Here is a 23,356-nt window from a genome sequence, read left to right on the forward strand (position 1 = left end):
TTATACTTGCGATTACCTGACATTACTACAACGCTTAATAACTCTGCTACGTAAGGTACCTTAAGCGAGACAGAAACTATGTCGACTCATGAGACGGAGCAGGTAATTGTGAGCAGAACTTTTATGATATCGGTCTTCCCATAATATTCAGGATTACAAAATGAAAAATAATAAAAGCTATAAAGGATGGCTGGCTATATCAGCCGTCGTCGCTCTGTTTAGCACTGCCAGCGTTCAGGCTGAGACGCAGACAAGCGCCCCGCAGGGCGGGAATACACCGCAGACCGTAAAGAGTGACAAGCTCAGCCCTGGTGATGAAAAAGCACTGAAGGATATGGCGCAGGCCAATCTCAATGAAATTGCCGCCGCCAAAATTGCGCTGAACAAAACACAAAGCGCAGAAGTTAAAACCTTTGCACAGAAGATGGTCGAAGATCATGGCAGTGCCCTGACAAAAGTTCAGGCGGTTGCTAAGCAAAAAGAGGTGACATTACCGACTGCGCCAGACGCTAAACATAAGGCCATGGCCGACAAGCTGGAAAAGCAGAGCGGCGGTGCCTTTGACAAAATGTATATGGAAAATGCCGGAATAATGGATCATAAGATGGTGCTGTCGACGCTGAAGAGTGACGCGACGAAGATAAAGGATCCGGATGTGAAGGCGCTGGCCGACGCGCATATCCCTGTTGTAGAACAGCATCTGAAATCCGCCCAGCACATGGCGATGTAACCGGGCTGGCCGGTTCCGAATTATCCGCAAGCGCTGTTACGGGATCATCGGGACCAGCCAGAAACGACATAATCCACCATCAGCTGGAGTTTCTCTCTCGTTACGCCAGCCTTTGCCTGAACAGCCATGCCCTGCGCTACAGTCATAAGGTATTTAGCTAACATTTCACAATCAGCGGATGAAGAAAGCTCGCCCTCGTGCTTTGCACGTTTGAGCCTCTCCAGCAAAGCCGTCTCCGAGCCAATGCGGCGAGTGATCAATTCCTGGCGAATGGTCTCAGCCCCCTCTGAACATGCCAGAGCGCCATTAATACCGAGACATCCCCGGCATTCACCACCGAGCGTGTGAGTATCCAGCATGCCATTAAGAATGAGTCGCACCGCATCATGAACGTTTGGTTCCTGGAGTGCTCCGGTCATAAAAGCCATATATCTGACTTCATATTTCTCCAGCGCTTTACGGAAAAGGCTCTCTTTGTTTCCAAAGGTGGCGTAAAGACTCGGACGCGCAACGCCCGTCGCACGTGTCAGGTCATCAAAGGAGGTGCCTTCGTAACCGTTTTTCCAGAACACCACCAGGGCTGCTTCTAAAGCGACCTCCGCGTCAAATTCCCGATGTCTTCCCATTTAGCCTCCGATTCTATAACGGTCATTATAAAAAAATTGACGGCCCGCGTCCAACTCTGTACTAATAATACTGTAACGACCAGTATTAAATTTTTTTGCTGGCGCAGATGATAGCGTCTGGCCCGAAACAGAGAAGGGAAGAGCATGAACGAAGAGCAGCAAAACCAGCGCGTTGCCGTTGTTAAGGACTATTTTCGCAAACTTGACTCGGGCGATTCGTCAATGATGGATCTTCTGACAGACGACATTCAGATCTACTTTCCAAAGTTCGGTGTGGGATACGGAAAAGCTGAAGTGGCTCGCGCCGCTCAGGGAATGATGAGCACCCTGCAAAAGATCGAGCACGACTTCGAGCGGATGAATATTCTGGTTGCGGGCGATCATGTTGTCGTTGAAGGGTTTGAGAGTGGAATCAGCGCTAACGGAACGCCCTGGCCTGTAAAGGATCGCTCTGAAGGCCGTTACTGTAACGTTTTCCAGTTCGATGGGCTTAAAATTAAGCGGCTTCACATCTATACCGATCCCGATTTCGACAGCACGCATGAAGAGCGATTTTTGTGGCCAGCAGTCGGCATGACCCGTTCAGATGACATCTGATTGGTGAAGTGACATTCGTTCAGGATGGATCTCCATGCTGACGCAGCTGCTCACCTGTGCAATCACTATCGAGCTCTTTGCACTCTGGGCGCGGTTCCTGAAGCGTTTAAGCCCATACTCATGTTAAGAAAATCGACGTGCCTGAGAAGATATTTTAAGCGTTTTCTGCGCTCAGCCACATCGGTATAACTAGGTTGAAATGCGAGCTTCAGGCGCCATCAAGCCCCAGCGTTTCACGACGCAGGAAGGCCCAGTCAATCAGAGCAGTCATTGATGGCCCAAGCGCTTTTCCCAGATCGGTAAGTGAGTACTCAACACGCGGAGGGACTTCGGGATAAACCGTGCGAGTCACGATGCCATCCTGTTCCAGTTGCTTAAGCTGCTGGATCAGCATTTTTTGATTTACGCCCTCAATCCGGCGCTCCAGCTCGGAAAAGCGCAGCGGGCCTTTAGCGGCGAAAAGCTGACAGATAATAATTGTCTTCCATTTACCTTCAATAATCTTCAGCGCTTCGGTGGTAGCCTTAGCCCACACCAGTCGCTGCTCCGGAATATCACAACGCCAGTCTCTTTCCATACTTACCTTCAGGTTAGTAACCCACTATTTTGTCGGTTCTTGTTGTTTATTCAGTGAATATATAGGGTATCTCACTTCAACACAGAATCAGGAGCGAAATATGAAAATCGGCGTAATTGGCACAGGTAATATCGGTGGTACCCTGGCACGGAAGCTCAGTGAAGCGGGGCACAAGGTAAAAATCGCTAATTCACGCGGAGTTGATGGCGTGCGTGGTTTTGCGGGTGAAATTAATGCAGAACCCACAGACATCAGGGGAGCGGTTACAGACGTCGAAGCCGTGATTCTCTCCATTCCGCTGCCGGCACTTAGCAGCCTGCCTGATGGGCTTTTCGATCACCTGCCACCCCATGTCCCGGTGATCGACACCAGCAATTACTATCCTGGCCTGCGTGACGCACCGATTACTGCACTGGATAATGGGCAGACCGAAAGCGAATGGGTTCAGGAGCAAATCGGACACCCTGTGGTTAAAGCTTTTAATAATATCCTTGCCGACTCGCTCGCCGATCTGGGCCAGCCGCAGGGAAGTCGGGGTCGTCTGGCGGTTGCCGTAGCGGGAGATCATCCTGAAGCAGTGCAGACGGCCATGTCACTGGTTAACGACACCGGTTTTGATCCTGTGTTCTCTGGGACTATCGCTGAATCATGGCGTCAGCAGCCCTGCACACCTTGTTACTGCTGTGACTGGGAAGCGCCCGTGATGCTGCGAGCTCTGGCGTTGGCCAGAAAGGGAGAAGGTCAGGCTCGGTTGCCACAGCTTTATGCCAGTTTCGCGACGCTGGGTGATGCACCCTCTCATCAGGATATTATCGAAAACAACCGTGCCATAAACTGGCCGGTTTAAATCGCCCGGCAAGGATAATCTGTCTGCATTGAAGTTCTGGATAAAGATTGTTCTGAGAATATTTTTGCATAGTGGCTCTGGCTCAGGCTCAGGCATCTGGTCCACGGTATTGCTCTGCAGGCTTGTCCTTAAGCCTGAGAGATCCAGATTACTCTCCGGCGAGTGCGGTAATAAAGTCACGATAGGTATGCAGTGGGCGGCCAGGCAGGGTGACCAGACGTTCCCGGTCGCCCTCTTGTGGAATCATCCCATCACTGACGTAACGTTCAGCCATCAGCCGCATTTCATACGCCATCCAGCGCGGCATAAACTCCGCCATATTGGCTTCGAATGCATCCGGATTATCTCCGCCATAAATTACCGGACGGCCCAGAAGCTGTTGCCAGGCTGCTGCTGCCTCTTCTCCGTTGAGCGTATCCGGCCCCACGAGATTGAGCGTTTCGACCGGTAATTCTTCGCTGGCCTGGTCGCGCCTTATCAGTTCAATCGCCGCCACTTCTGCAATATCCAGTGTGTCGACCATTACAGTTACGGATTATCAGACCTCTTTACGGCCCAGATAACGCTCTTTCATCAGTGACAGTTTTATGCCGATATCCAGCGCCGGCGATGGCGGCATGAAACTGGCCTTGCCCAGCGACAGCATATCCGCGATATGCGGGTTGTCCTGTTTCATCATGTAATCTGCCAGCAGACTGCCCGCTACGGTCTGTTTTGAAACACCTGCGCCGTTACAGCCACCCGCCGTACAGATAAATTTGTTCAGCATGCCCCATTCAGGCGCGCTGTTTCGCGTAACGCTGATGGTGCCGGACCAGGTGTGGGTTATCTTTACGCTGCTGAGGGTCGGATAGACTTTATGAAATAAGCGCTGATGCAGCTGGGTTGCCTGCCAGGTCTCTGCGGCATTTACCTGACCGCTGAGTGCGGGTATCACGTGCTGGCGAATCAGGAAACGGCGGTCTGAGGTAAAACGGAAGGTTGCTCCGGCAATCGCATTAACCGGCGTAAGCCCCCAGCTCTGCATGAGGGGCAGAGTAGCCAGTTGTTCATCGGTCAGCGGATCGGTGATGCTGGCGAAGGTCGCCATTGCAGCCTGCCGCGAAAGTCCTGGTCGCAACTCTGGCGATAATGCGTTGGTGGCCAGCATCACCTTTGGCGTTTTGATGATGCCAAACGGTGTCAGCACTTCAGCCATGCTGCCGTAGCGAATCCCCAGCACTGGCGTGTTATCGAAGCGTTGAACATTTTCAGACAAATAGTGTTTTAGCCCGGCGACCAACTGCGCCGGATTAACCAGCACACAGCCTGATGTGTATATCCCTTTGCTGTAAAAGCGCGTACCGAGTTTAAGGTAAAGCTCCTCGCTGTCTGACATCTGCCATGGCTCATCCATTAAATCGAGGTGGCTGGCGTACTCCTTTAAAATGCGATCGTTGCCACGCTCAGCCTGGCAGTGATATTTACCAACCTGTTCCCAGTCGCACTGAAGATGATGCTGAGAAATAACCTGCTCCAGTTGACGAATGCCTTCCTGAAGCAGGTTACGGTAAGCGTTGGCCTTTTTTAATTCAGCGGTGGAGCTGCCAATATTATGAGGCAGACCGATAACAAACCCGGAATTACGTGCCGATGCGCTTTCACGTGTGCTGTGCGCGTCGACGATGATAATTTTCAGGCCAGGATTGATTTCAGCCAGGCGGCGCGCAAAGGCAACACCTGCAAATCCCGCGCCGACGATAACCCAGTCGGCAGTGATATCCTCTCGCAGCATGGGCTGCGGTGTAAAACAATGCTCACCCGCAGGCCAGCCCAGTTGATTGTGATTAAATGGTATCGATGCGTAGCGCAATTCCCTGTGCCCTTATCTGAAAAATAAAGCAATTTTATAAGTTAAAGCGGGATATCTGTGCCAGCGGTAATCTGACTATTGTTGATTTCAGACAAGTAAAATTCGGGTGGAAGATTTTTGAGTTAACAACCACAGGTGGCGCGAATTTTCGAAGAAGAGATTATAACGCGACTGTTATGTGTTTTATTTGCTGGTGTCAAAGACCGAAACCAGTGATCTGCAAAGCGGTATTCATAAAGCGCGAGCGGGGGAGAGCGAAATGGAACAGGTCGCGCTGTTAACTGGCAATTTCGAGTGCGAATCAGCCCCTGAAACGGATAACTGTAGGGCATCAAAGCGTTTTATAGATTTCAGCAATCACCTGCATCGTTGCCTCTTCTATGGTTCCTTCATTGCGACATAAAAACCAGCCGTGGTTGGTCATCTCCTGCTCGAACGCTCTGGTGCAAGCGACATGCTCTTCCAGTTTGTGAATCACTGTACTCCCCAGCCCACGCGATCGTGCCGCGGCTCGTTCCCATGAAATCTCAGGTGCCGTGACCACCCCGACATGCAGATCTGGCGCTCGCACATTGAGTTCAATATTTCGCTGCAAAATCTCTGCAAAGGGCATCATCCGCCGAAACGCGGCATCAGACGGATACCAGCGATCCATCAGGATAATGCAGTTCCCGGGCTGTTTAGTGAGTACATTCTGTGAAATCCAGGCACGGCTAACGGCAAAGCGTTCACAAATATCCCGTTCAAGATCAACGGAGGGATTTCTGGCGAGCCTGTTAACCAGCGCCATTGTTTCCGCCCTGAAGGGATCGCTTTTTTGCTCGCTAAGTCGAATCACCTTCCTGTTATCTGCTCTTAGCACTTGCGTAATGGACTCCAGCAGGGTGGTTTTACCGGTTCCCTTGGGCCCATCCAGAGAAACAAACAGCTGACGACTCATGCCTGGAATGAGAAGTGAAGAAAGATTTTTGTGAATCGTGCTTCCGGTAAAAACATCTTATTTTCCTGGTTTTATTTGCTGAAGTTACATCGCTCTCTGGATCCGTCAGGCACGTCAGCGTGAGCATGATTTTAAACAAACACTGATAAACACGCTGGTAACGGTTCTGACTCACTAGTTTATAGAACAGGATGTTAGTCAGGTAAGCTTAATAGTTGAGGCCTGTGCGGTGTAGTTTAAGGGAAGCGTCTGGAAAACGGAAAAGATCGTGCCTGTTCTGCCATTTACCCATTCAAACGCATGTCCTTAATCGCAATAACGAGCCCTCAAAGGCAGTCCCCCGGTACGTGCAGGAATCTGGCGAGTAGAAATTATCTATATTATGCTCATAAACCCTTGTTAAATTGATTCTAATCCAATCCTGCCTAAGGTGGTTAAATGTCTGACGAAAAGGCAATCAAACTGGAGACTGCTTTAAAACTGGCGGCCGATCATCCAGCAGAACGACCTGAGTTTTACCGGGTACTGTTAGATTCATCGCTTTACGTCCTGGGTAGTTCCGGAGGGGCAACGGGTGATGGTGAGGTCGAACTAAAGGCGGGTGAGAATATCTCGATTCAGCACTGGGAAAAACCGGATGGAACGCCTGTCATTCCGGTATTCAGCTCGCTTGCCACCCTGCAGCGCGCCATCAGCCAGGAAAGTAAATACATGAAGTTGCCTGCCAGAGCCTTTTTTGAAATGACGCGGGGAGAGGGTGTGTTTCTTAATCCCAGGTCGGATTACGGAAAGGAGTTTGTGCCGGAAGAAATAGAAGCCATGCTGGCGGAAGGAACGGGTCGCCTGCCGCAGACAAGGGTGGTTGAGGAAGAAACACAGGTATTAGTGGGAGTACCTGCCGTTGTTCCGGACAGGCTTCTGAAAGAGTTATCAGCCTGGTTTGCAAAATGTCCCGGGGTCAGCCGTGCATTCCTGGTTTTAATGCACGACCCGTCAGTCGATGATAAACCGCATTATCTGGTGGGGGTGGAAATGAGCGGTGATGTGCAAGAGGTGATGCGTGGTGCGGGTCTTGTCGCAGCGGATACCTCTCCGGATGGGCAGGCGGTGGATCTGATGCGCCTTGGCCAGAACGACAAAGGTCTGGACTCACATATCAGGTCGCAGTTTACGCCATTCTATGTTCGGAGCATGAAGCAAAAACTAAAGGGCATGTTTGGACGCTGAGCGCTGAACGGCTTCTGAATGTTGTCTTGTAACCAGCGTAGTAAATCGGGGGTGACTTTGATCTCCGGTTTCAACAGTGCCAGTGATAGTGACTGAAATAGGTGATCCAGGGCGGATTTATCTATGTCCGCTATGAGCGAGAAGGGGACTTTATGCTTCGGGCTTAATGAGGCGTAACAGAGCGGCCCTGCACATACGCCTCGTCTATCTGAGTACGTGCGTGAAAGCTCACGGATCAAAGGCTCAGGCCTCGTTAAACCCCTCAATTCGTAAAAATTCTTATCAGCAGTTACCGATCACCGGGTAAATGAAAATCAATAAGACCCACATTAATTGACGATTAGTGCGCTTATGCACAGGATAATCCCTTTATAACTATACGTTGATTAAACAACATTAATCTTTCTTAATACATTCACATGCCTTTACTATTTGCATGAAATTTGCACTCTTTCCACAGTGTTACAAAGTTGTTTTTCCCTCCGCATTCAGCCCGTTTATAACTTTATGGCGGTAACAAAAATAATACCGTTTATAAAAAGATTCTTAAGAGGGATGAATATGAAAACACTGACAAGAAGACATTTTATGGCTTTTGCTGCAGGAGGAACGGTCGCGCTTGCGGCGGGTCAGGCCATGGCACATGACAACGGCGTAAAGACGTTTCCGGCAGGGAGCGGAGGACGAGATCCCGGACCACATGATCCTATTCGTGAGGCAGAAAGTCCGGACATCGTAAATCCGCCCGTTACCGACAGCGGAACGCTGCCAAACCTTCGCTTTTCTTTCAGTGATGCGCACGTACGCAAGGGAAGCGGTGGCTGGACGCGTCAGGTGACGCAGCGGGAGCTGGGCGTATCTACGACGATTGCGGGTGTAGACATGCGCCTCAATGCCGGAGGTATTCGCGAACTGCACTGGCATAAAGAGGGGGAGTGGGCTTACATGACTTATGGCAACGCGCGGATTACCGCTTTTGACGCCAGCGGAGGATGGTTTGTTGATGATATCGCTGCAGGTGACCTATGGTATTTTCCGCCCGGTATTCCCCATTCGATTCAGGGCCTCGGTCCCGACGGCTGTGAATTTTTACTGGCTTTTGACGACGGAAATTTTGATGAGGATAGCACTTTTCTGCTGTCAGACTGGTTCAGGCATATTCCCCCGGAAATTCTCGCCAAAAACTTCAGGGTTCCGGTATCTTCATTTTCTCACCTGCCTTCACCTGATGATGAGTACATTTTTGCCGGCAACGTTCCGGGCAGCCTGGAATCAGACAGTATAAAAGGCGGGGTGAAGTCGAAAATCCGCTTTACCCACAAGATGCTGGCTCAGGATCCGGTACGCGCGCCGGGAGGAACCGTCAGGATTACGGATTCATCCAATTTTCCGGTTTCAAAAACGATTGCTGCCGCACTGGTGGAAATTGAGCCAGGCGGACTGCGCGAGCTGCACTGGCATCCTAACAATGATGAATGGCAGTATTACCTTGAAGGAGAGGGACGGATGGGGGTCTTTGCATCATCCGGTCAGGCAAGGACTTTTGACTACCGCGCCGGCGATTTGGGATATGTTCCTTTTGCTATGGGACACTACATCGAAAACACCGGTAAGGGACCACTGCGTTTTCTTGAGCTTTTTAAAAGTGATTACTATGCCGATATTTCGCTTAACCAGTGGCTCGCCAGTACACCACCTGAACTTGTCCGGCAACACCTGCATCTGGATGAAGAGTTTATGAACATGCTTTCACTTAAAAAGAACCCGGTGGTGAAGTAACTGGTTCAGTCGTTACCTGATTAATAAGGATTGACGCTGACTTATTCCTGTTTAAATTAAAGTGTCCGCTTTTAGCATAAAGCGGACACGTATATCGGTAATGCAATTTCCCACCTGCCACTTAAAATGGTGCAATAGCATCATCATTGCTCTTACAGGGATGGGGAAGTTGTTACTAAACTGAGACAGCAGGGCAGTTAAATCATCAGGAAGCATCTGCTATTAACAGGGGACATTTCCAGATTTTACCTGGTAGCCAGACATGAAAACGAAGTTTAGCTTATGTCTATCCAGCATCAACTATTCACTTTTTCCTGACAATACGTCGTTGAAGTCAGTAAAGGTTAATTGAGCTGATGCCCGGACTCTTGCAAAGAATGGTACTTTTTATTTTGCCAGCAGAAATAATCTGTTTTCAAAACCGAATATTTAATCTGGCTGTGGTTATGCCCTTTATTGTTGCTACGAATTGCGTTTAATGCGTTGAGTGCCGGCTCTGCCTCAGCACCTTTATTGGCGCTGGCCGTTGCGTGCCTGAAATAAGTAAAGCGTCGCTTTATTTCCAATGGCATTGCCTACTTAATAACTGGTATATAAGGAGATTTCCATGGCATTTTCAGGAACGGGCCGCGCCACGGTCATATCGCTGAAAAGCGGTCACCCATTGTCTCAGTCCACTGAAGGAAAATCACAATCTATTCTGAGCGAACCCGCTCTTATCACGCTGCAAAGCTCACCTTCTCAGATTTCTTCTTTTCAGAAACAGGGTGACGATCTCATTCTTAACCTGCACGAGAGCGATACGCTTCGCTATCAGAATTTCTTTACTGAGGTTGCAGGCCAGCAGAGTAAAATGCTTTTCCAGCAGGGAAGTTTATTTCAGGAGGCACAGTTCAGCACAGACGTTTCCGGCGATGCTCAGACTGTCACCACGCTGACACCTGTCTGGCAATCTCCAGCTTCTGCAACATCTCCAATGCCATTCCCTGCCAGTCCAGAGTCAGATCCCGCGTTATCAGTCGTAGAGTCTACACAAAGCCAGATTCTGATCCCGTCAGGCACGCCGTTAAACGGAGCAGCTGTCGCCCTGAGGGCGACGACCAGCGAAGCCGATTCAACCATAACGCTTACGCCCCAGGTTGAGTCAGCAACAGCTTCAGATGCCCTCGCCACCTCCGACGCTATGAAGGCCAGCGCCATTCCATTACCGGCGCTGACTCTTGGTCCTGTTACCGGCGACAATGCGGTCAGTTACCAGGAGGGGATATACGGCATTATCTTCACCGGCACCGCCGCCCATCTCCCCTCCGGCACGCCGGTTGAACTGACCCTTGACGGCAGAACCTGGCAGGGCAGCGTCTACCAGGATCAGTGGCAGGTTCAGCTCTCTGACAGCGACGTGAAAACTATCAAGGATGGCAACTATACCATTCAGGTCAGTGCAACGGATCTGAATGGAAACAGTACCAGCCTCAGCCAGAATCTGCTGCTGATTACCCACTACAACAGCAGCAACCCGAAAGTCACCGTTAACGACATCACGCTGGCGGATGCGGTCCAGCATGACGGTCAGACCTGGTACGTTATCAGCGGCACGCTTGAAGCGCCGCTGCCGCTTAAGACTTTTGCGGTGCAGGTTTCTGATACCTTCCACTGGAATTATGCCGTGGTAGAGGCAGATGGCAGCTGGCGCGCGGAAATCAGCGCGTCGGAGCTTTCCCAGGGCGGCAACTTCCTGTCGTTTGGCGTGCTGGACGGTGCCGGAAACTGGTTTGAGCAGAGTGGCAATGTCACAGCCGACCTTATTACGCCCGTTGAAGGCGGCAATGGGGTTCCGCCGGTTATCGATGACAATCCAACGGATGGTGGCAATACGCCACCCGCCGATGGTGGCACGCCGATTCCGCCTGTCAGCACGCCCCCTTCTTTAACCATTAACAGTTTTACTGGTGACGGCGTGTTAAGCGCTGAGGAAAAGCTCTCCCCACAGACGTTCAGCGGCACCACAGCGAACCTCGCCGCAGAGAGCACGCTGACCATAATGCTGAACGGTCAGACCTATACCACAACGCTGGCCGCTGACGGCAGCTGGAGTGTTACCCTGCCGTCTGCCGATCTGCAGGTGCTGCCGGTAGGGTCTAACCACATCAGCGTAACCTTTGAAAACAGCGTTGGCGGTACGACCACCGCAAACAAAGTCATTACCGTAGAGGCGTCAGCACCGCCATCAGACGCTATCCCGCCACAGCCGACTATAGACACGCCGTTTGTCGACGGGTTTATGAACGCACATGAACGCTTCGAGCCTGTTACGCTGAGCGGCTCCACTGGTGTGACCGGGGCGGGCCAGAAGATCGATCTGACCATAGATGGTGTTCACTATGCGGGCGCTGTGGACAGTCTGGGCAACTGGCTTGTCTCACTCTCCACCGGGCAGCTGATGGAAGCAGATTTAGCCGAGGGGAGTCATTCCGTTACGCTGACCGCCACCGATCGCTGGGGCCAGTCCGGTATCACGGAGACGACGTTTATTACCGATACGCAGGATCCTCTTGTCACGATTAATACACTGGCAGGGGACGGGGTGATCGACAGTCATGAAATCAGCAGCCCGCTGGTGATCTCTGGCAGAGGCGAAGCCGGCAGCACGATTGAAGTTAGTTTTGGGGCCTCCCACTGGAGCGGCATCGTCGATCAAAATGGCCAGTGGCAGTTCTCAGTTCCCGCGGAAACGCTGCAGGGAATGGAGGAAGGGAGCTACCGTGCTATTGCTGAAACAACCGACGAAGCGGGCAACAAAGGTTATGCCTCAGCAGGCGTGCAAATCTTCGCTACTGAGGCGTTGCCGCAGCTGACTCTTGATCCGATCACCGGCGACAATGCGGTCAGTTACCAGGAGGGGATATACGGCATTATCTTCACCGGCACCGCCGCTCATCTTCCCTCCGGCACGCCGGTTGAACTGACCCTTGACGGCAGAACCTGGCAGGGCAGTGTCTATCAGAATCAGTGGCAGGTTCAGCTCTCTGACAGCGATGTGAAAAATATCAAGGACGGCAACCACACCATTCAGGTCAGCGCAACGGATCTGAATGGAAACAGTACCAGCCTCAGCCAGAATCTGCTGCTGATTACCCACTACAACAGCAGCAACCCGAAAGTCACCGTTAACGACATTACGCTGGCGGATGCGGTACAGCATGACGGTCAGACCTGGTACGTTATCAGCGGCACACTTGAAGCGCCGCTGCCGCTTAAGACTTTTGCGGTGCAGGTTTCTGATACCTTCCACTGGAATTATGCCGTGGTAGAGGCAGATGGCAGCTGGCGCGCGGAAATCAGCGCGTCGGAGCTTTCCCAGGGCGGCAACTTCCTGTCGTTTGGCGTGCTGGATGGCGCCGGAAACTGGTTTGAACAGAGTGGTTACGTCACAGCGGATCTGACTTCTCCGGTCAGTGATAACAGCGGCGATCCGTTGCCACCGGTCACCCCCGATAATCCCACCGATGGAAGCAATACTACGCCAGTGGTCGATATTCCAGGTCAGCCTGCACCTGAAATTGATACGCCATTTGGTGACGGCTGGCTGAACCGTGCGGAGAAAAAAGAGGGCTCGATGCTGACCGGCACAACGGGCGTCACCGGCAGCGGTCAGACGGTATCGGTGATTATTGGTGGTAAACATCACAATGCGGCAGTAAGCGACGACGGTCACTGGAGCCTGCCACTGACGCCGGGGACGATGAAAACAGGTTTCGGCAAGGGGCAGCATGACATTGTCGTGACTGCTAGCGACGCGGCTGGCCATACGGCTACGATAACGACCAGCTATCAGGTGGATGTCTGCGCACCCAAAATCGCTTTTACTCACCTCACAGACGGGCAGCTCACAGACGGGCAGCAAATCAACCTTGCCTCCAGCCATGATCAGCATGTATCAGGTACGGGTGAAGCCGGTGATATTGTTACTGTCAGGCCTGGCGACCACGAGTGGCAAACCAGTGTGACCAGCAAAGGCACGTGGGCCGTGCAGCTTGAAACGCTGGACGCACTCACGCCTGAATCGGGCGAGCACAGGATTACCGCAACTATTCGTGATGCTGCCGGAAACGTTAACCACGTTTCGCAAAACGTCGAGCTTTATATGGCCGAGCCGCAGCCGAAGCTGAGTATTGCAACCGCAGCGCAGGACAACCTGATCAATGCCACAACTGTGATCAGCAGCAACACAGAAGATGGCAGCAATTCGGAAAGCCATAGTGCTATCACACTGGAGCACGCGTCTCTTCATCCTGATATGGCTGACAATCTCCATCTCTCTGGAACAGTAAACAGTGAAACGCTCTCGCTTTTATATTCAAATCTGCACACCAGCCTGAACGGTGCTGCCGATGACGATTCGTTTCAGCTGAATGGTGCGCATGAGGCGTTTGATTTTGCCACGCTTGGGCTGAGATCAGGCAACGCTGAGGTCATTAATCTGGGCGCTTTCAGCAGTAATAGTGTCAATCTGGGGCAAAAAGAGCCGTTGCCAATGAACGACAATGCGAGTGAGGCGCCGACGATAAAAGACGCGGACGGCAATGTGGTTACGCTAAGTAACATTGAAGGCGGCGTCTGGAGCGAGGATGGGCAGCGTATTAGTAACGGTCAGCAGTACGACCTGTATCACAATGCCTCTGCCAGCCATGAAGGTTCGCTGGCTGATATCCTGATGCAACATAATCTTCACTTACAACTGGCTTAAATCAGATGGCCGGGGCGGATTTTCTTCCCTGGCCATTTTCCGCAATTAAGATTGCCAGTGAAGCGCATACGAGTGCCCAGCGTAGCTATTCTCTAATGGCGTGCGAACCTACGCTGCTGGTATAGGGAAGACTGACGTCAGGCTAATTTCCGCTATGAGCGAAAAGCGGAACATTAAAAATAATGACATTGTTCAGACCCCATATCCGCAGCTGACTAAAGTGAAAATAAAATGAACAAAAGCAGTCTTAAAGCGTTTTCCCTGTTACGTGTTCTGACGTTGACGTGTGTGCCCATGTTTTTAGTGGGTTGCGCCAGTGCACTTTGCCCTTTTGGCACCACTGAAGGCACGATTCCGGACTTGAAAAATAGTTACTGGAGATCTACTGAAAAAAATCCGGCTAAGACTAATGAACAAGTCCTGGAGGAATGCACCCATGCTGCCGATGCTGAGGAGCAACGCCTTTCGCAGATCTATATGCAGATGTGTAAAACCGGACGTTTAACCGCAGAAAATCAACGATTTGCACAGAAATTACTCGGCAATCCACTCTATTCTGGCCTGGAACCAGTAAAAGCCGTCCCCCAGCATCAATCAGATGATTCAGTTAAAGCTCAGCTGAAATGGTCGATGTCTTATAGCGATAATCCTCAGGAGTTCAAAGATAATTGTGGCTCTTACATTGAAAATAACGCAGCGGAACGGTCCGGCACCATGCTGGGTTTACAGGCGGGACGTTACAAAGAGCAGGTTTTTAAACAGTGCATGGCAGAAAACCATATGGCGCTCATTGTACCAAGGACTGAATTCAGTCAATGCAAGTTGATAGGGTGGTAATTTACTGGACGAGTAAAAGTAATTATGAGTACGCTCTTTGCATCTGTGGCACGGAAGATACTATAGGTTTAATTTATACTATTATCTCCTGGGGTTTTTTAACGGAAAAGCCGATGTAAATGGGGTAAATAGAAAAGCGCTATCTTTATTCAGTGGCAAAATACTCCTCAGGTTGGGAATGGTGTCATCTTTTTACAGTCCGAAGTGATAAGTCGCTTCTCAAATATGGCTTCACCAGACATGTTTATGTTTGCGTCATCCGAGCGTATTTATCTGTATACTTACAGTAAATTTCACGAAGTGGTTGAAGGTGAGACAGGATTACAAAAGAAAGTTGTCGAGATGGATAAACAGTATTTCGAGCAGAATCTATGATTATCTGGCAGGCAAAATGTGATCATGTGCTGTCACGTAAACATTATCTAATTAACATCCAGATGAGTCTGTAATTAAAACTGCTCACAGGGGGGCATCGGAATTCCGACACCCTGGACTCACCTGTTTCTATATGTCTGGCTGAAAAATGATACCAGTAGCTCTTTTCATTAACGGTCCTACTGCCCCGATCCTGATTGATATAATACGCATTAATCCCAGTAAACCAGATAAGCAAGTGCGGCAGCTGAACAGAAGGCATAGGGGCTTAAAAGCAAAATATCCGAATAAGGCGTTTCACATATCCTGATAACAGGCCATGCCAGTACAACCAGCCACATGAAGAGCGCAGAGCACACGATAAAAAAGCTCCCCTTCAGGGCAGCGTCAGGATAAAATCGCTTTGAAATCATCGCTAATGGCATGCCGATTATCATTGAGCCCATCGTGGTGCAAATAATACTCACCATAACGATGAAAAAATAAGTAAAAATTAAACCCATTACGGGTGTACTGCTTTTTCCCAAGGAAAGATAGGTTAAAACCAGTAATGAACCCACGACACTACTAAATATTGCTGATATCACAGATATCCTAATCCAGTTGTCGTCAATAATGTTCGGCATAATTTTCTCTATGTCTGAGCAGCTATATTGATGCAGCTTACTCGCTTAAATTTTCGGCACGGGCCTGATCGCAAAACAGGCTTCCGGCGCAGCATCCTTTTGCCGACCTGTGACGGGCATCCGGGCAATAAGGACATTAAGGCCGCCTGTCAGGGTATTTAGCGCCAGGCCAGTGAGCGTCTCGCATCCTTAAGGCTGAATCGCTTTACCCTGCTCATCAAGCAGATCCGTCAGGAGTGCTGTGCCATCGCTTCCCACCCGAAATGCCCCGTAACGCGCCTGCGCGAATCTGTCGGCATGACCTTCCTGAAAGAAATAAGCGTTAGTACCGACGGTCAGCGAGCCATAATGTTGATGGTATTTTACCCGTAGCTGATTCGGCTGCAGAGGTTCACCCTGATCAAAACGGGCCTGAGTCGCATGACGCTGCGCATCGAGGTCAACAATCAGGGTTCCGCTGGTGGGCAGGCATGGCGCTGACAGGGTCGCGCCACAGGACTCAGCCTGTTGATACAACGTCAGTTCCAGCGGGCGGGTGAGGGCATAATTCAGCGCCATGTAATCACCCTGCATCAGGGATCGCGGGTCAACCGGGGCAAGAGGTAAAATCATGACCGCGCCTTGCTTCAGCAACTGCTCTTTTTGCCAGATACTGACATTGACGGCTATCAGCGCCAGCGCTATCACAGCGCCAGCCAGCCATCGGCTCTGTTTATGCATTTTCACTGGCACCTCCGATTTGTGCAGGTAATACTTTTTTGACTCCCCATGCCAGCCCCAGTAAAACCAGACCGCTGACCAGCAGCAGCAGGGATTTCTGCACCAGAATTACCTCCAGGAAGTAATACCAGCCAATGACATACAGCACCATGAAACCGCCACTCATCACCAGCAAACCCAGACTTCCCTGATAACGTGCCATCAGAATTAACCACAATCCCAGCCCTATACCCGGTGCATAGAGGGCGGCAGCCCCGCAGATAAGTGCAGCGGGCAGCGTGATAATCGAAAACAGCGGCTGTCTTCTGTGCCTTTTCTGACTGAGCGCACTCAGCACTAAGCCAGCCGCGATCCCTGTGCCGGTCCCAGACTGAAGCGTGGAAAATTGCGATGCTGACCAGAGGAAATCCGTGAGATAAGCCGCGTTTATACCGAGGAAACTCAGCAACATCAGACCACACGGGATGCCATACAGCAGAGAATGTACCGCGTCAGCATACGGCCCTGCCTGTAACCTCAACTGATGACTGACAGTCCACATCCACAAAAATATAACCGCCGCCACCAGTACGGACACAGCAAGTCGCGCAGCCATCGGAGACAGGCAGATCCGGGCCAGAGAGTAGCCCGCCAGCACCAGGAAAAAGGTCAGGGCAGTGATGGCCATAAACCGAAAAGTGCGGTCGGGCATCGCCATCGCCATTGCGGCCAGGATCGGCAAGGCAGTCAGTGAACTCAGCATAATAAAGCTGACGTCATTGCTCTGAATTTGCAGCAGAACACCGGTTATCAGCCCGCACGTTGCCGCAATCGCCCATGCCAGCCCGAGGTGATGTTTACCGTCACGCTGACTGCTTAACAGGCCACGTGCAATGGCGGCAAGCAGCAGCGAAGGAATAATAAGGGTGGCAGCATTCGGGTCTTCCAGCAGATCAGTGGCATAGAGCATCAGTATCATCAATAACAGAATGATGATCGCTGCCACCCAGCCTCCGACGCTTAGCGCCAGCCTCAGATACCAGGGCAGGTCGGATGCGTGACCGCGCTGCTTAATTTCCTCAACCTGCGAGGCGCTCAGCAAACCCTGCTGACGCAAAGTGTCTGTCAGTAAGGTCAGCCTGGCCGGAGCCAGATCAATTGGCCCCTTTTCAACCAGTTTGCGTTGCCATTTCAGCAGAATTGAACCATTTACCGCCACCCAGAACGCCATCAGGATGCCGGTCAAAAACAGATCACCCGTATCGTAGGCTAAAAGAAATAACTGCATGATTAGCGCACAGCCAACCACGGTCAGGCTGGCGATGCCCAGCGTCAGCATGCAGAGATCCGGATAGCGGTAACGGTACAGGTAATAACCTGCCAGCAGGGTGATCACCCAACCGCCGGTGATATAAGGAAGGTGGTCACCGCCGCCCCAGTCAGAGAGGTTTTCGGCCACAATGGCGGTCAGCTGAAGCAGTAAAAATCCCGCCATGATTCGCGAGAACCAGCGGCTTGCCAGCCAGCTCTCGGGCTGATGCGTTATCGCGCGCCACGCCAGCGCTTCCCTGACAATCAGGCAGGCTGCCAGCAACGCCAGATATGCGTAGAGCACAGTGGTCGGGAGCCTGGCTAAACTGTCAGACGCGGCGAGATCCAGCAGTGACGACGGCAGGGTGTTGTAATAGAGCTGGAACGCCAGGTTAGCGACCAGCCAGCTGCAAAACCACAGGCTGTTTTGCCGGGCAATCAGCGCCAGCGGCAGAAGAACGTATAACCAGGCCCGGAATAGCTCCCAGCTGTCAGCACCGGTCTGATAAATCTGTCCATACAGCGCAAAAAGGGCACCGAAGCTTAGCCCTGTCGCCAGTAATGCGTTGCGTGCCAGCGTGCTGTACCAGCGCCACCAGACAATCACCGCTAGCGCGACGATCAACAGCTCAGCCAGGGCAAATTTCGCCATTTTCGGCAGCCAGGCCCAGTTCCAGGCAATAAAGAACACCGCTCCGGCAACCAGAGACAGTAATCCCAGACAGGAAAGAACCGGGATAAGAAACTGACGCCACTGAGCATCTGACGGTCTGATTCCACAGAAAGCAAAGATACGCTGGCAGGTTTCCGGGGTCAGGCTTCCTCCTTTCAGCAGGCGTGCGATCTGGCGACAAAGATACTCTGCCGTCCGTGACGGCATCCCGGTGATGCCATCGGGTGCAAGCTCCCTCATTCTTTCCCTGCCTCTGTTAGCGGTATGACTTTGATGATGAAGTTAACGACTGTTCTTCCCTGCGTTCAATCCGCGTGTCGGTCAGTGACGCTCTGCTAAGCGGCCGATAATTTTGCTGAACAAATGTAAACATCTTTTCCTGGATATAACAGCGTAAATCAAAGGCGAGGGGGGAACTCTGCGCAATCTGCCGCATTATTGTGATCAAGTAGTGTCGCGGCCGTATTTGTGCTGCATGAACATGACATCCGCCCCCGATGAACGCGATCCCCGTAGCCAGGCTTTACTGCTGTATTCTCAGGGGTACCGCATCACCCGCATTGCTGAAAGGTAAGAAGCGTAAAGATTATCGGGTGACCGAGCAGGGGACGCTTACGGTTGATGATAAGCTGATTGCCACGACTATTGGCCAGAAGCCGCTAAAGAAACCGCAGTCGGACAGCAAATTGTGGATTGTTAGCTGCCTGAACCGCTGAAATAAACGCTTTCATGAACCGAGGTTTCACTCCTTTATTGCAGGTGATGATGAGACACGGCGTAATACTTTTACCCTGGCCCGTCGCGCATTGATTCAAAGGGGTGAGTTCCTGAGTGGAAAAGCGCATACGCTACCGGACGCCGCGCCGCATTGGGCGCGCGTGCAGAAAATCGCCCATTCGCTGAATCGGATTGCGGGCAGTTGCTATTCTGGCAGAGGTCCGAAGGCGCTGTATGAATCCACCAGTGAATCAAAAAGCGAGATATCTGAGCGACTTCTGGCGATAAGCTGGGCACCGGCAATGGCCGTGAAAATTGCACGTGCTCTGGATTCACTCTCACCTGAATCGCACACCTTCGCAGCCACCAGCAGTCTGTTCAGCCATGCAATGTTCACATCAGCAAACTTCTGTATTTCTGCATTCATTTCAGGAGGTAAGGTATCTTTTTCAGCGCCCATGAAACTGCCCAGGCAGAGACGATTTTCGGCCTCAAGTGATCTTCGGAAGATTTCAGGAAAGCGACGCAGCGCGTCAATGGGTGATGGGCTTTCTGATTCGATCATCTCGAGTGCGAGCGCACCGTCCTCCCAGTATCGTCTGGCAACGGCAATACCCAACTCGGCTTTGCCTGGAAAATAGTAGTAAATACTCGCCGCTTTGATACCCACATCCTGCGCGAGGTCGCGGAAATTCAAACCGTTATAGCCCTGAGATTGGGCAATTTTCCTGGCCGCCTGCAAAATGGCTTCCCTGGTGTTGACGCTCATCTTGATGCCTTTGGTATTGGGATGATCTCTTAAATAGAGAATGCTAATTTACAGCAAACGCTTACCGGGTGACAGGGTGATTGCCATGGAAAACAGTAAGTTCAATGCATCCAGGGTGCTCAGGCAGACGTCATTGCATCATGGTTTAGCAAGTAACATCGACAGCCGACGCTATCATAAGCACTCTGGTCACCGGGAAAGTCAGTAGATAACGAACCCGGCGTACCGGAGTTTACATCGAGTGGCGCTATTACCGGGCTGGCGAATCCAGCTCAGGAATGCCGCTGTTGCGATCGGCGTAGGCCGCCTGGAAGGCAGGACGTTTTGTCCAGCGCTGCCAGTACGCATCTAAGAACTCAAAACGCTCGTCCAGTGGAGTGGCATTGACCGGGAATTTCGAGAAGGCGATCGCGGTCGCCAGAGTAATATCCGAGAAGGTCGGCGCATCGCCGCCGAGCAGCCATTCGCGGCCGTCTGACAGATGGCGATTAACCAGCGCGGCGTGAGCCAAAGCTTCTTTACGGCAGTGTTCACCCCAGGCCTCATTTTTGGTCAATTCCAGCTTAAAGCCGAGGCCGGTGTGCAACACGTGGAACGCTGTAACGATGCGGTACAGGATATGCACCCACACCCGGTTATCCCACATATTATCCAGACCCTGTTCCAGTGCGGTTTCTCCCATAATCTTGCGGCCCGGATACTCCTGATCAAGATAGCGAACGATGGCAGCCGTTTCAGAAATATAACTCCCGTCAGCCAGTTCAAGGGTAGGCGTTTCGCCCCACGGATTCATATTCAAATGTCGCCAGCCACGCTGCTCTCCTCCAGGAGACATGTCATAGATTGTCTCGGCAAACTGGTCAGCGATGCCCTTTTCATGCATGAAAAGCCGCAGGCGCTGTGGATTAGGAAAGGCCGAAGGTGATGTAAAAAGCTGAAGTTTAGCAGTCATGGTCGATCCTACAGGTTGATGGTTGGGGTATCTAACTAACGTTAGGTAGGCAAACATTAGCGGGCAAATCAACACACGTCAACACCGGTCTAACACTTGTTAGGTTAATTTTTCGGTGATCTTCATGCTTGATACGATATTTCAGCGGAGGCATAGCTGAAGGAGGGGGACAATGACGCCGGAGGGTTGAAAAATGCAAATGAGTGGAGAGGTTCGATTCAAGCGGGTTTTCAGGTGAGTTGCATTTTTGCAATTAATGTCGACTGGTTGCCATTCGGGCTGCTGGCCAACAGGAAGAGCCGGCTGATAGTCCGGAAGCGCAAGGGCCACGGGGTGAGTTAGTAGCGGTTAGATCAACCCATGAAGCCGACTGGTGTCGGCATCATCACTGGTCACAAAAATGAGCGGCCGCTGTGAGCGAAAAGCGGACGTGGGGATTTCAAATACCTTAAAACTGCATGTAAAAAGTAACAGGATCGGAAAAAGACTGTTTCATACAGCAAGCATTCTGTATTGACTCACTTAACTCTGATTTCTTTCATGTTCGATAAGCCACTCTTTACGCGATATGGCTCCACCATATCCGGTCATTTGGCTATTTTTACCGATAATTCTGTGGCACGGAATCACAATCGCAATCCGGTTGGCACCATTCGCAGCGGCAACTGCTCGTACAGCGCCAGTTTTATTCAGTCGCAGCGAAATATCCTGATAGTGTGAGGTCTCCCCATAAGGAACAGTACGTAGTGCATCCCAGACGGACTTTTGAAAATTACTGCCCGGGGCGTCCAGTAAGAGATCAAAGTGACGACGTGTTCCGGCAAAATATTCGCTGATTTCTTTTACTGTCTGCCGGGTATGACTGTTTTCTCCTGTGACAATCCTGGCGTTAAGTAAACGCTGAATGTCGCGAAATTCAGTTTCTAACATCCGGCGATCGGTAAACTCCAGCAGGCAGACTCCCTGCTCTGTGGCACATACAAACATAGGTCCCAGCGCAGTAGTAAACCGGTGAATGACTATTACCTGAGTGGTTCGAGTCGGAGCTGCGCCAGTTAGCCGCTTGTAGATGTAACCAAAGCCGCTCAGGGATTCGTAGCCATTGTCCAGCGCGACGTCAGTTGCTGCACGTCCGCTTTTCAGCTCCTGAAGGGCAATATTGACCCGCTGCATTCGCTGGAAGGCCTGAAAAGTGATGCCGTGATGTTGCAGGAACCATCGCCGCACTCGCTCCGGGCTGATTCCATGCTGACGAAGATCCGCGTCGGATACACGGGATTTAATATCGTGCCTGACAAGCGCAAGCGCCTGTTCGACAAATAATGGCGCGCTGTGCGCGTTTTCAGCAGGTCTGCAGACTTTACAGGGGCGAAAGCCGGCCGCCAGGGCAGATTTGGCATCTTTATAAAACTCTACATTTTCACGTTTGGGCTTTCGCGCCCGGCATATCGAAATGCAGAATACGCCAGTCGTTCTGACGCCAGCAAAAAACACACCCGTATATTCTGAAGCGCGTTCAAGTAATGCCTGATACCAGACGTCACAAAGATTCTTATCGATAACCTTCATTAACAAAAAGTCCTTCAAATGTCTGATGCAACCGGATCGCATGCATTAAATCAGTCAGCTTTGACTGAATGGCCGAATGAACAAAATTACCCATAGAAATGCGGCTTACCCCGGCCAGTTTCAGTCTATCGAACGAGGGAAGATCGGGCATACACATGACATTCAGAGGCAGATCAATAGCATTTGCAATAAGGCTGATATCTTTCTCTGAGGTCAGACAGGGAACAAACAGGCCGTCAGCACCTGCAGCTCTATAATATTGACCCCGTAATAATGTCTCCTCTAACGCTCTTTCATGCCCGAGCAGGTAAGCATCAGTCCGGACGTTCAGAAACAGGTTATAACCATCACTTCTCAGCGCATCGCATACTGCTCTCAGATTACGCGAAAATTCAGACACATCATCAAGCTGTCGAACCCGATTAATGACTCTGCTGTCTTCAAGGTTAACGCCTGATACACCTATCTGAGCAAGGCGCTTGAGATTGACTATTATCTCTTCGGCTGAATCACCATATCCTGCTTCCATATCAACACTTAATGGCAGGCTGCTAACTGCCCGGATACGAGTGACAATAAAAAATAATTCATCAAACGGCATGCCCTGGCCGTCTTCATATCCCAATGTGGCCGCTATTGCTGCGCTGGACGTTCCCAGAGCCTGATAGCCAGCTTTTTGCGCTGCGACAGTACTGACGACATCCCAGACGTTAGCGATAAGAAGGGGCGCATACTGGTTGTGGAGTTCTGCGAAGTTCATATCCATATCCTCTCAATTAGATTGAAAATGAATCTAAGCATTCAGCAAAAACGGCACAACCGAAAATCAGACGACCATTTTTTTAGCAAAATTTTATCGGGTCAGTCTGATATGCAGAGTGATACGGTCGTAGTGTTTCAGGGTCT

At 51.1% G+C, this 23,356-nt stretch carries 21 protein-coding genes; 8 read left to right on the top strand and 13 right to left on the bottom strand.

The window, feature by feature from the left end; all coding sequences use genetic code 11:
* The first annotated feature begins 160 nt into the window (after positions 1-160).
* The gene (locus tag OK409_RS21400; protein ID WP_264367501.1) at positions 161-730 is read left to right on the top strand and encodes a DUF4142 domain-containing protein; all 570 of its coding nucleotides are present in this window, start codon (positions 161-163) and stop codon (positions 728-730) included.
* Positions 731-774: 44 nt separating this feature from the next.
* On the opposite strand, the gene OK409_RS21405 is transcribed toward OK409_RS21400, so the two are convergent.
* Positions 775-1,356: a TetR/AcrR family transcriptional regulator gene (locus tag OK409_RS21405; RefSeq protein ID WP_264367502.1), complete on the bottom strand. Its 582-nt coding sequence runs from the start codon at positions 1,354-1,356 to the stop codon at positions 775-777.
* A gap of 144 nt (positions 1,357-1,500) precedes the next feature.
* Here OK409_RS21405 and OK409_RS21410 point away from each other — a divergent pair, with 144 nt between their 5' ends.
* The gene (locus tag OK409_RS21410) at positions 1,501-1,953 is read left to right on the top strand and encodes a nuclear transport factor 2 family protein (protein WP_167423250.1); all 453 of its coding nucleotides are present in this window, start codon (positions 1,501-1,503) and stop codon (positions 1,951-1,953) included.
* Positions 1,954-2,161: 208 nt separating this feature from the next.
* Here OK409_RS21410 and OK409_RS21415 read toward each other — a convergent pair whose 3' ends face one another.
* On the bottom strand, positions 2,162-2,530 hold the full coding sequence (locus OK409_RS21415) for a winged helix-turn-helix transcriptional regulator (RefSeq protein ID WP_050679222.1): 369 nt from the start codon (positions 2,528-2,530) through the stop codon (positions 2,162-2,164).
* 100 nt (positions 2,531-2,630) lie between these two features.
* Between OK409_RS21415 and OK409_RS21420 the strand changes: the two genes are divergently transcribed.
* Positions 2,631-3,377 (top strand): NADPH-dependent F420 reductase, encoded by a 747-nt coding sequence (locus OK409_RS21420; RefSeq protein ID WP_191920236.1) that lies wholly within the window; start codon positions 2,631-2,633, stop codon positions 3,375-3,377.
* A 148-nt stretch (positions 3,378-3,525) separates the two neighbouring features.
* Here OK409_RS21420 and OK409_RS21425 read toward each other — a convergent pair whose 3' ends face one another.
* The 3 genes from OK409_RS21425 to OK409_RS21435 form a co-directional block, all read right to left on the bottom strand.
* On the bottom strand, positions 3,526-3,900 hold the full coding sequence (locus OK409_RS21425; protein WP_122459921.1) for an NmrA family transcriptional regulator: 375 nt from the start codon (positions 3,898-3,900) through the stop codon (positions 3,526-3,528).
* A 15-nt stretch (positions 3,901-3,915) separates the two neighbouring features.
* On the bottom strand, positions 3,916-5,229 hold the full coding sequence (locus OK409_RS21430) for an NAD(P)/FAD-dependent oxidoreductase (protein WP_264367503.1): 1,314 nt from the start codon (positions 5,227-5,229) through the stop codon (positions 3,916-3,918).
* Positions 5,230-5,560: 331 nt separating this feature from the next.
* Positions 5,561-6,169 carry a dTMP kinase gene (locus OK409_RS21435; protein ID WP_264367504.1) on the bottom strand — a complete coding sequence of 203 codons (609 nt, stop codon included), beginning with the start codon at positions 6,167-6,169 and terminating at the stop codon, positions 5,561-5,563.
* 438 nt (positions 6,170-6,607) lie between these two features.
* Here OK409_RS21435 and OK409_RS21440 point away from each other — a divergent pair, with 438 nt between their 5' ends.
* Together OK409_RS21440 and OK409_RS21445 are read left to right on the top strand one after the other, a co-directional pair.
* Positions 6,608-7,396, top strand: a complete 789-nt coding sequence (locus OK409_RS21440; protein WP_187501682.1) for an enhanced serine sensitivity protein SseB C-terminal domain-containing protein — start codon at positions 6,608-6,610, stop codon at positions 7,394-7,396.
* A gap of 561 nt (positions 7,397-7,957) precedes the next feature.
* Positions 7,958-9,175, top strand: a complete 1,218-nt coding sequence (locus tag OK409_RS21445) for a cupin domain-containing protein (protein ID WP_319633923.1) — start codon at positions 7,958-7,960, stop codon at positions 9,173-9,175.
* Positions 9,176-9,519: 344 nt separating this feature from the next.
* On the opposite strand, the gene OK409_RS21450 is transcribed toward OK409_RS21445, so the two are convergent.
* Positions 9,520-9,747, bottom strand: a complete 228-nt coding sequence (locus OK409_RS21450; RefSeq protein ID WP_033780009.1) for a hypothetical protein — start codon at positions 9,745-9,747, stop codon at positions 9,520-9,522.
* 35 nt (positions 9,748-9,782) lie between these two features.
* Here OK409_RS21450 and OK409_RS21455 point away from each other — a divergent pair, with 35 nt between their 5' ends.
* Together OK409_RS21455 and OK409_RS21460 are read left to right on the top strand one after the other, a co-directional pair.
* Positions 9,783-13,922: a BapA prefix-like domain-containing protein gene (locus OK409_RS21455; RefSeq protein WP_264367505.1), complete on the top strand. Its 4,140-nt coding sequence runs from the start codon at positions 9,783-9,785 to the stop codon at positions 13,920-13,922.
* A 231-nt stretch (positions 13,923-14,153) separates the two neighbouring features.
* On the top strand, positions 14,154-14,759 hold the full coding sequence (locus tag OK409_RS21460) for a hypothetical protein (protein ID WP_264367506.1): 606 nt from the start codon (positions 14,154-14,156) through the stop codon (positions 14,757-14,759).
* Positions 14,760-15,346: 587 nt separating this feature from the next.
* On the opposite strand, the gene OK409_RS21465 is transcribed toward OK409_RS21460, so the two are convergent.
* From OK409_RS21465 to OK409_RS21475, 3 genes are all read right to left on the bottom strand, one after another.
* Complete coding sequence (locus OK409_RS21465) at positions 15,347-15,760, bottom strand: hypothetical protein (RefSeq protein WP_154210229.1); 414 nt, start codon at positions 15,758-15,760, stop codon at positions 15,347-15,349.
* Positions 15,761-15,949: 189 nt separating this feature from the next.
* Positions 15,950-16,480, bottom strand: coding sequence for a GDYXXLXY domain-containing protein (locus OK409_RS21470; RefSeq protein ID WP_061703341.1), 531 nt, complete (start codon positions 16,478-16,480; stop codon positions 15,950-15,952).
* Positions 16,473-18,683, bottom strand: a complete 2,211-nt coding sequence (locus tag OK409_RS21475) for a DUF2157 domain-containing protein (protein ID WP_264367507.1) — start codon at positions 18,681-18,683, stop codon at positions 16,473-16,475. Before OK409_RS21475 ends, OK409_RS21470 begins: the two co-directional genes overlap by 8 nt.
* Before the next feature lie 241 nt (positions 18,684-18,924).
* On the opposite strand from OK409_RS21475, the gene OK409_RS21480 reads away from it, so the two are divergent.
* Entirely contained in the window at positions 18,925-19,017 is a 93-nt protein-coding gene (locus OK409_RS21480; protein WP_372340244.1) for a terminase gpP N-terminus-related DNA-binding protein, read from the top strand.
* Between the two features lie 348 nt (positions 19,018-19,365).
* Here OK409_RS21480 and OK409_RS21485 read toward each other — a convergent pair whose 3' ends face one another.
* From OK409_RS21485 to OK409_RS21500, 4 genes are all read right to left on the bottom strand, one after another.
* Entirely contained in the window at positions 19,366-19,929 is a 564-nt protein-coding gene (locus tag OK409_RS21485) for a TetR/AcrR family transcriptional regulator (protein ID WP_045139943.1), read from the bottom strand.
* A gap of 250 nt (positions 19,930-20,179) precedes the next feature.
* Positions 20,180-20,881, bottom strand: a complete 702-nt coding sequence (locus tag OK409_RS21490; RefSeq protein WP_010670628.1) for a glutathione S-transferase family protein — start codon at positions 20,879-20,881, stop codon at positions 20,180-20,182.
* Positions 20,882-21,403: 522 nt separating this feature from the next.
* Entirely contained in the window at positions 21,404-22,450 is a 1,047-nt protein-coding gene (locus tag OK409_RS21495; protein ID WP_033768692.1) for a bifunctional transcriptional activator/DNA repair enzyme AdaA, read from the bottom strand.
* A complete protein-coding gene (locus tag OK409_RS21500; RefSeq protein WP_264367508.1) occupies positions 22,434-23,210 on the bottom strand; it encodes an isocitrate lyase/PEP mutase family protein in 777 nt (258 codons plus the stop codon). Before OK409_RS21500 ends, OK409_RS21495 begins: the two co-directional genes overlap by 17 nt.
* Between the last annotated feature and the right edge of the window lie 146 nt (positions 23,211-23,356).

Origin of the sequence: Pantoea sp. RG18 (assembly GCF_025910075.1) — a bacterium.
Taxonomy (GTDB): Bacteria; Pseudomonadota; Gammaproteobacteria; order Enterobacterales; family Enterobacteriaceae; genus Pantoea; species Pantoea agglomerans.

Coding starts and splice junctions, on each gene's coding strand:
- OK409_RS21400 (WP_264367501.1), top strand. CDS start 161: ATGAAAAATAATAAAAGCTATAAAGGATGGCTGGCTATATCAGCCGTC.
- OK409_RS21405 (WP_264367502.1), bottom strand. CDS start 1,356: ATGGGAAGACATCGGGAATTTGACGCGGAGGTCGCTTTAGAAGCAGCC.
- OK409_RS21410 (WP_167423250.1), top strand. CDS start 1,501: ATGAACGAAGAGCAGCAAAACCAGCGCGTTGCCGTTGTTAAGGACTAT.
- OK409_RS21415 (WP_050679222.1), bottom strand. CDS start 2,530: ATGGAAAGAGACTGGCGTTGTGATATTCCGGAGCAGCGACTGGTGTGG.
- OK409_RS21420 (WP_191920236.1), top strand. CDS start 2,631: ATGAAAATCGGCGTAATTGGCACAGGTAATATCGGTGGTACCCTGGCA.
- OK409_RS21425 (WP_122459921.1), bottom strand. CDS start 3,900: ATGGTCGACACACTGGATATTGCAGAAGTGGCGGCGATTGAACTGATA.
- OK409_RS21435 (WP_264367504.1), bottom strand. CDS start 6,169: ATGAGTCGTCAGCTGTTTGTTTCTCTGGATGGGCCCAAGGGAACCGGT.
- OK409_RS21440 (WP_187501682.1), top strand. CDS start 6,608: ATGTCTGACGAAAAGGCAATCAAACTGGAGACTGCTTTAAAACTGGCG.
- OK409_RS21445 (WP_319633923.1), top strand. CDS start 7,958: ATGAAAACACTGACAAGAAGACATTTTATGGCTTTTGCTGCAGGAGGA.
- OK409_RS21450 (WP_033780009.1), bottom strand. CDS start 9,747: ATGCCATTGGAAATAAAGCGACGCTTTACTTATTTCAGGCACGCAACG.
- OK409_RS21455 (WP_264367505.1), top strand. CDS start 9,783: ATGGCATTTTCAGGAACGGGCCGCGCCACGGTCATATCGCTGAAAAGC.
- OK409_RS21460 (WP_264367506.1), top strand. CDS start 14,154: ATGAACAAAAGCAGTCTTAAAGCGTTTTCCCTGTTACGTGTTCTGACG.
- OK409_RS21465 (WP_154210229.1), bottom strand. CDS start 15,760: ATGCCGAACATTATTGACGACAACTGGATTAGGATATCTGTGATATCA.
- OK409_RS21470 (WP_061703341.1), bottom strand. CDS start 16,480: ATGCATAAACAGAGCCGATGGCTGGCTGGCGCTGTGATAGCGCTGGCG.
- OK409_RS21475 (WP_264367507.1), bottom strand. CDS start 18,683: ATGAGGGAGCTTGCACCCGATGGCATCACCGGGATGCCGTCACGGACG.
- OK409_RS21480 (WP_372340244.1), top strand. CDS start 18,925: ATGACATCCGCCCCCGATGAACGCGATCCCCGTAGCCAGGCTTTACTG.
- OK409_RS21485 (WP_045139943.1), bottom strand. CDS start 19,929: ATGAGCGTCAACACCAGGGAAGCCATTTTGCAGGCGGCCAGGAAAATT.
- OK409_RS21490 (WP_010670628.1), bottom strand. CDS start 20,881: ATGACTGCTAAACTTCAGCTTTTTACATCACCTTCGGCCTTTCCTAAT.
- OK409_RS21495 (WP_033768692.1), bottom strand. CDS start 22,450: ATGAAGGTTATCGATAAGAATCTTTGTGACGTCTGGTATCAGGCATTA.
- OK409_RS21500 (WP_264367508.1), bottom strand. CDS start 23,210: ATGAACTTCGCAGAACTCCACAACCAGTATGCGCCCCTTCTTATCGCT.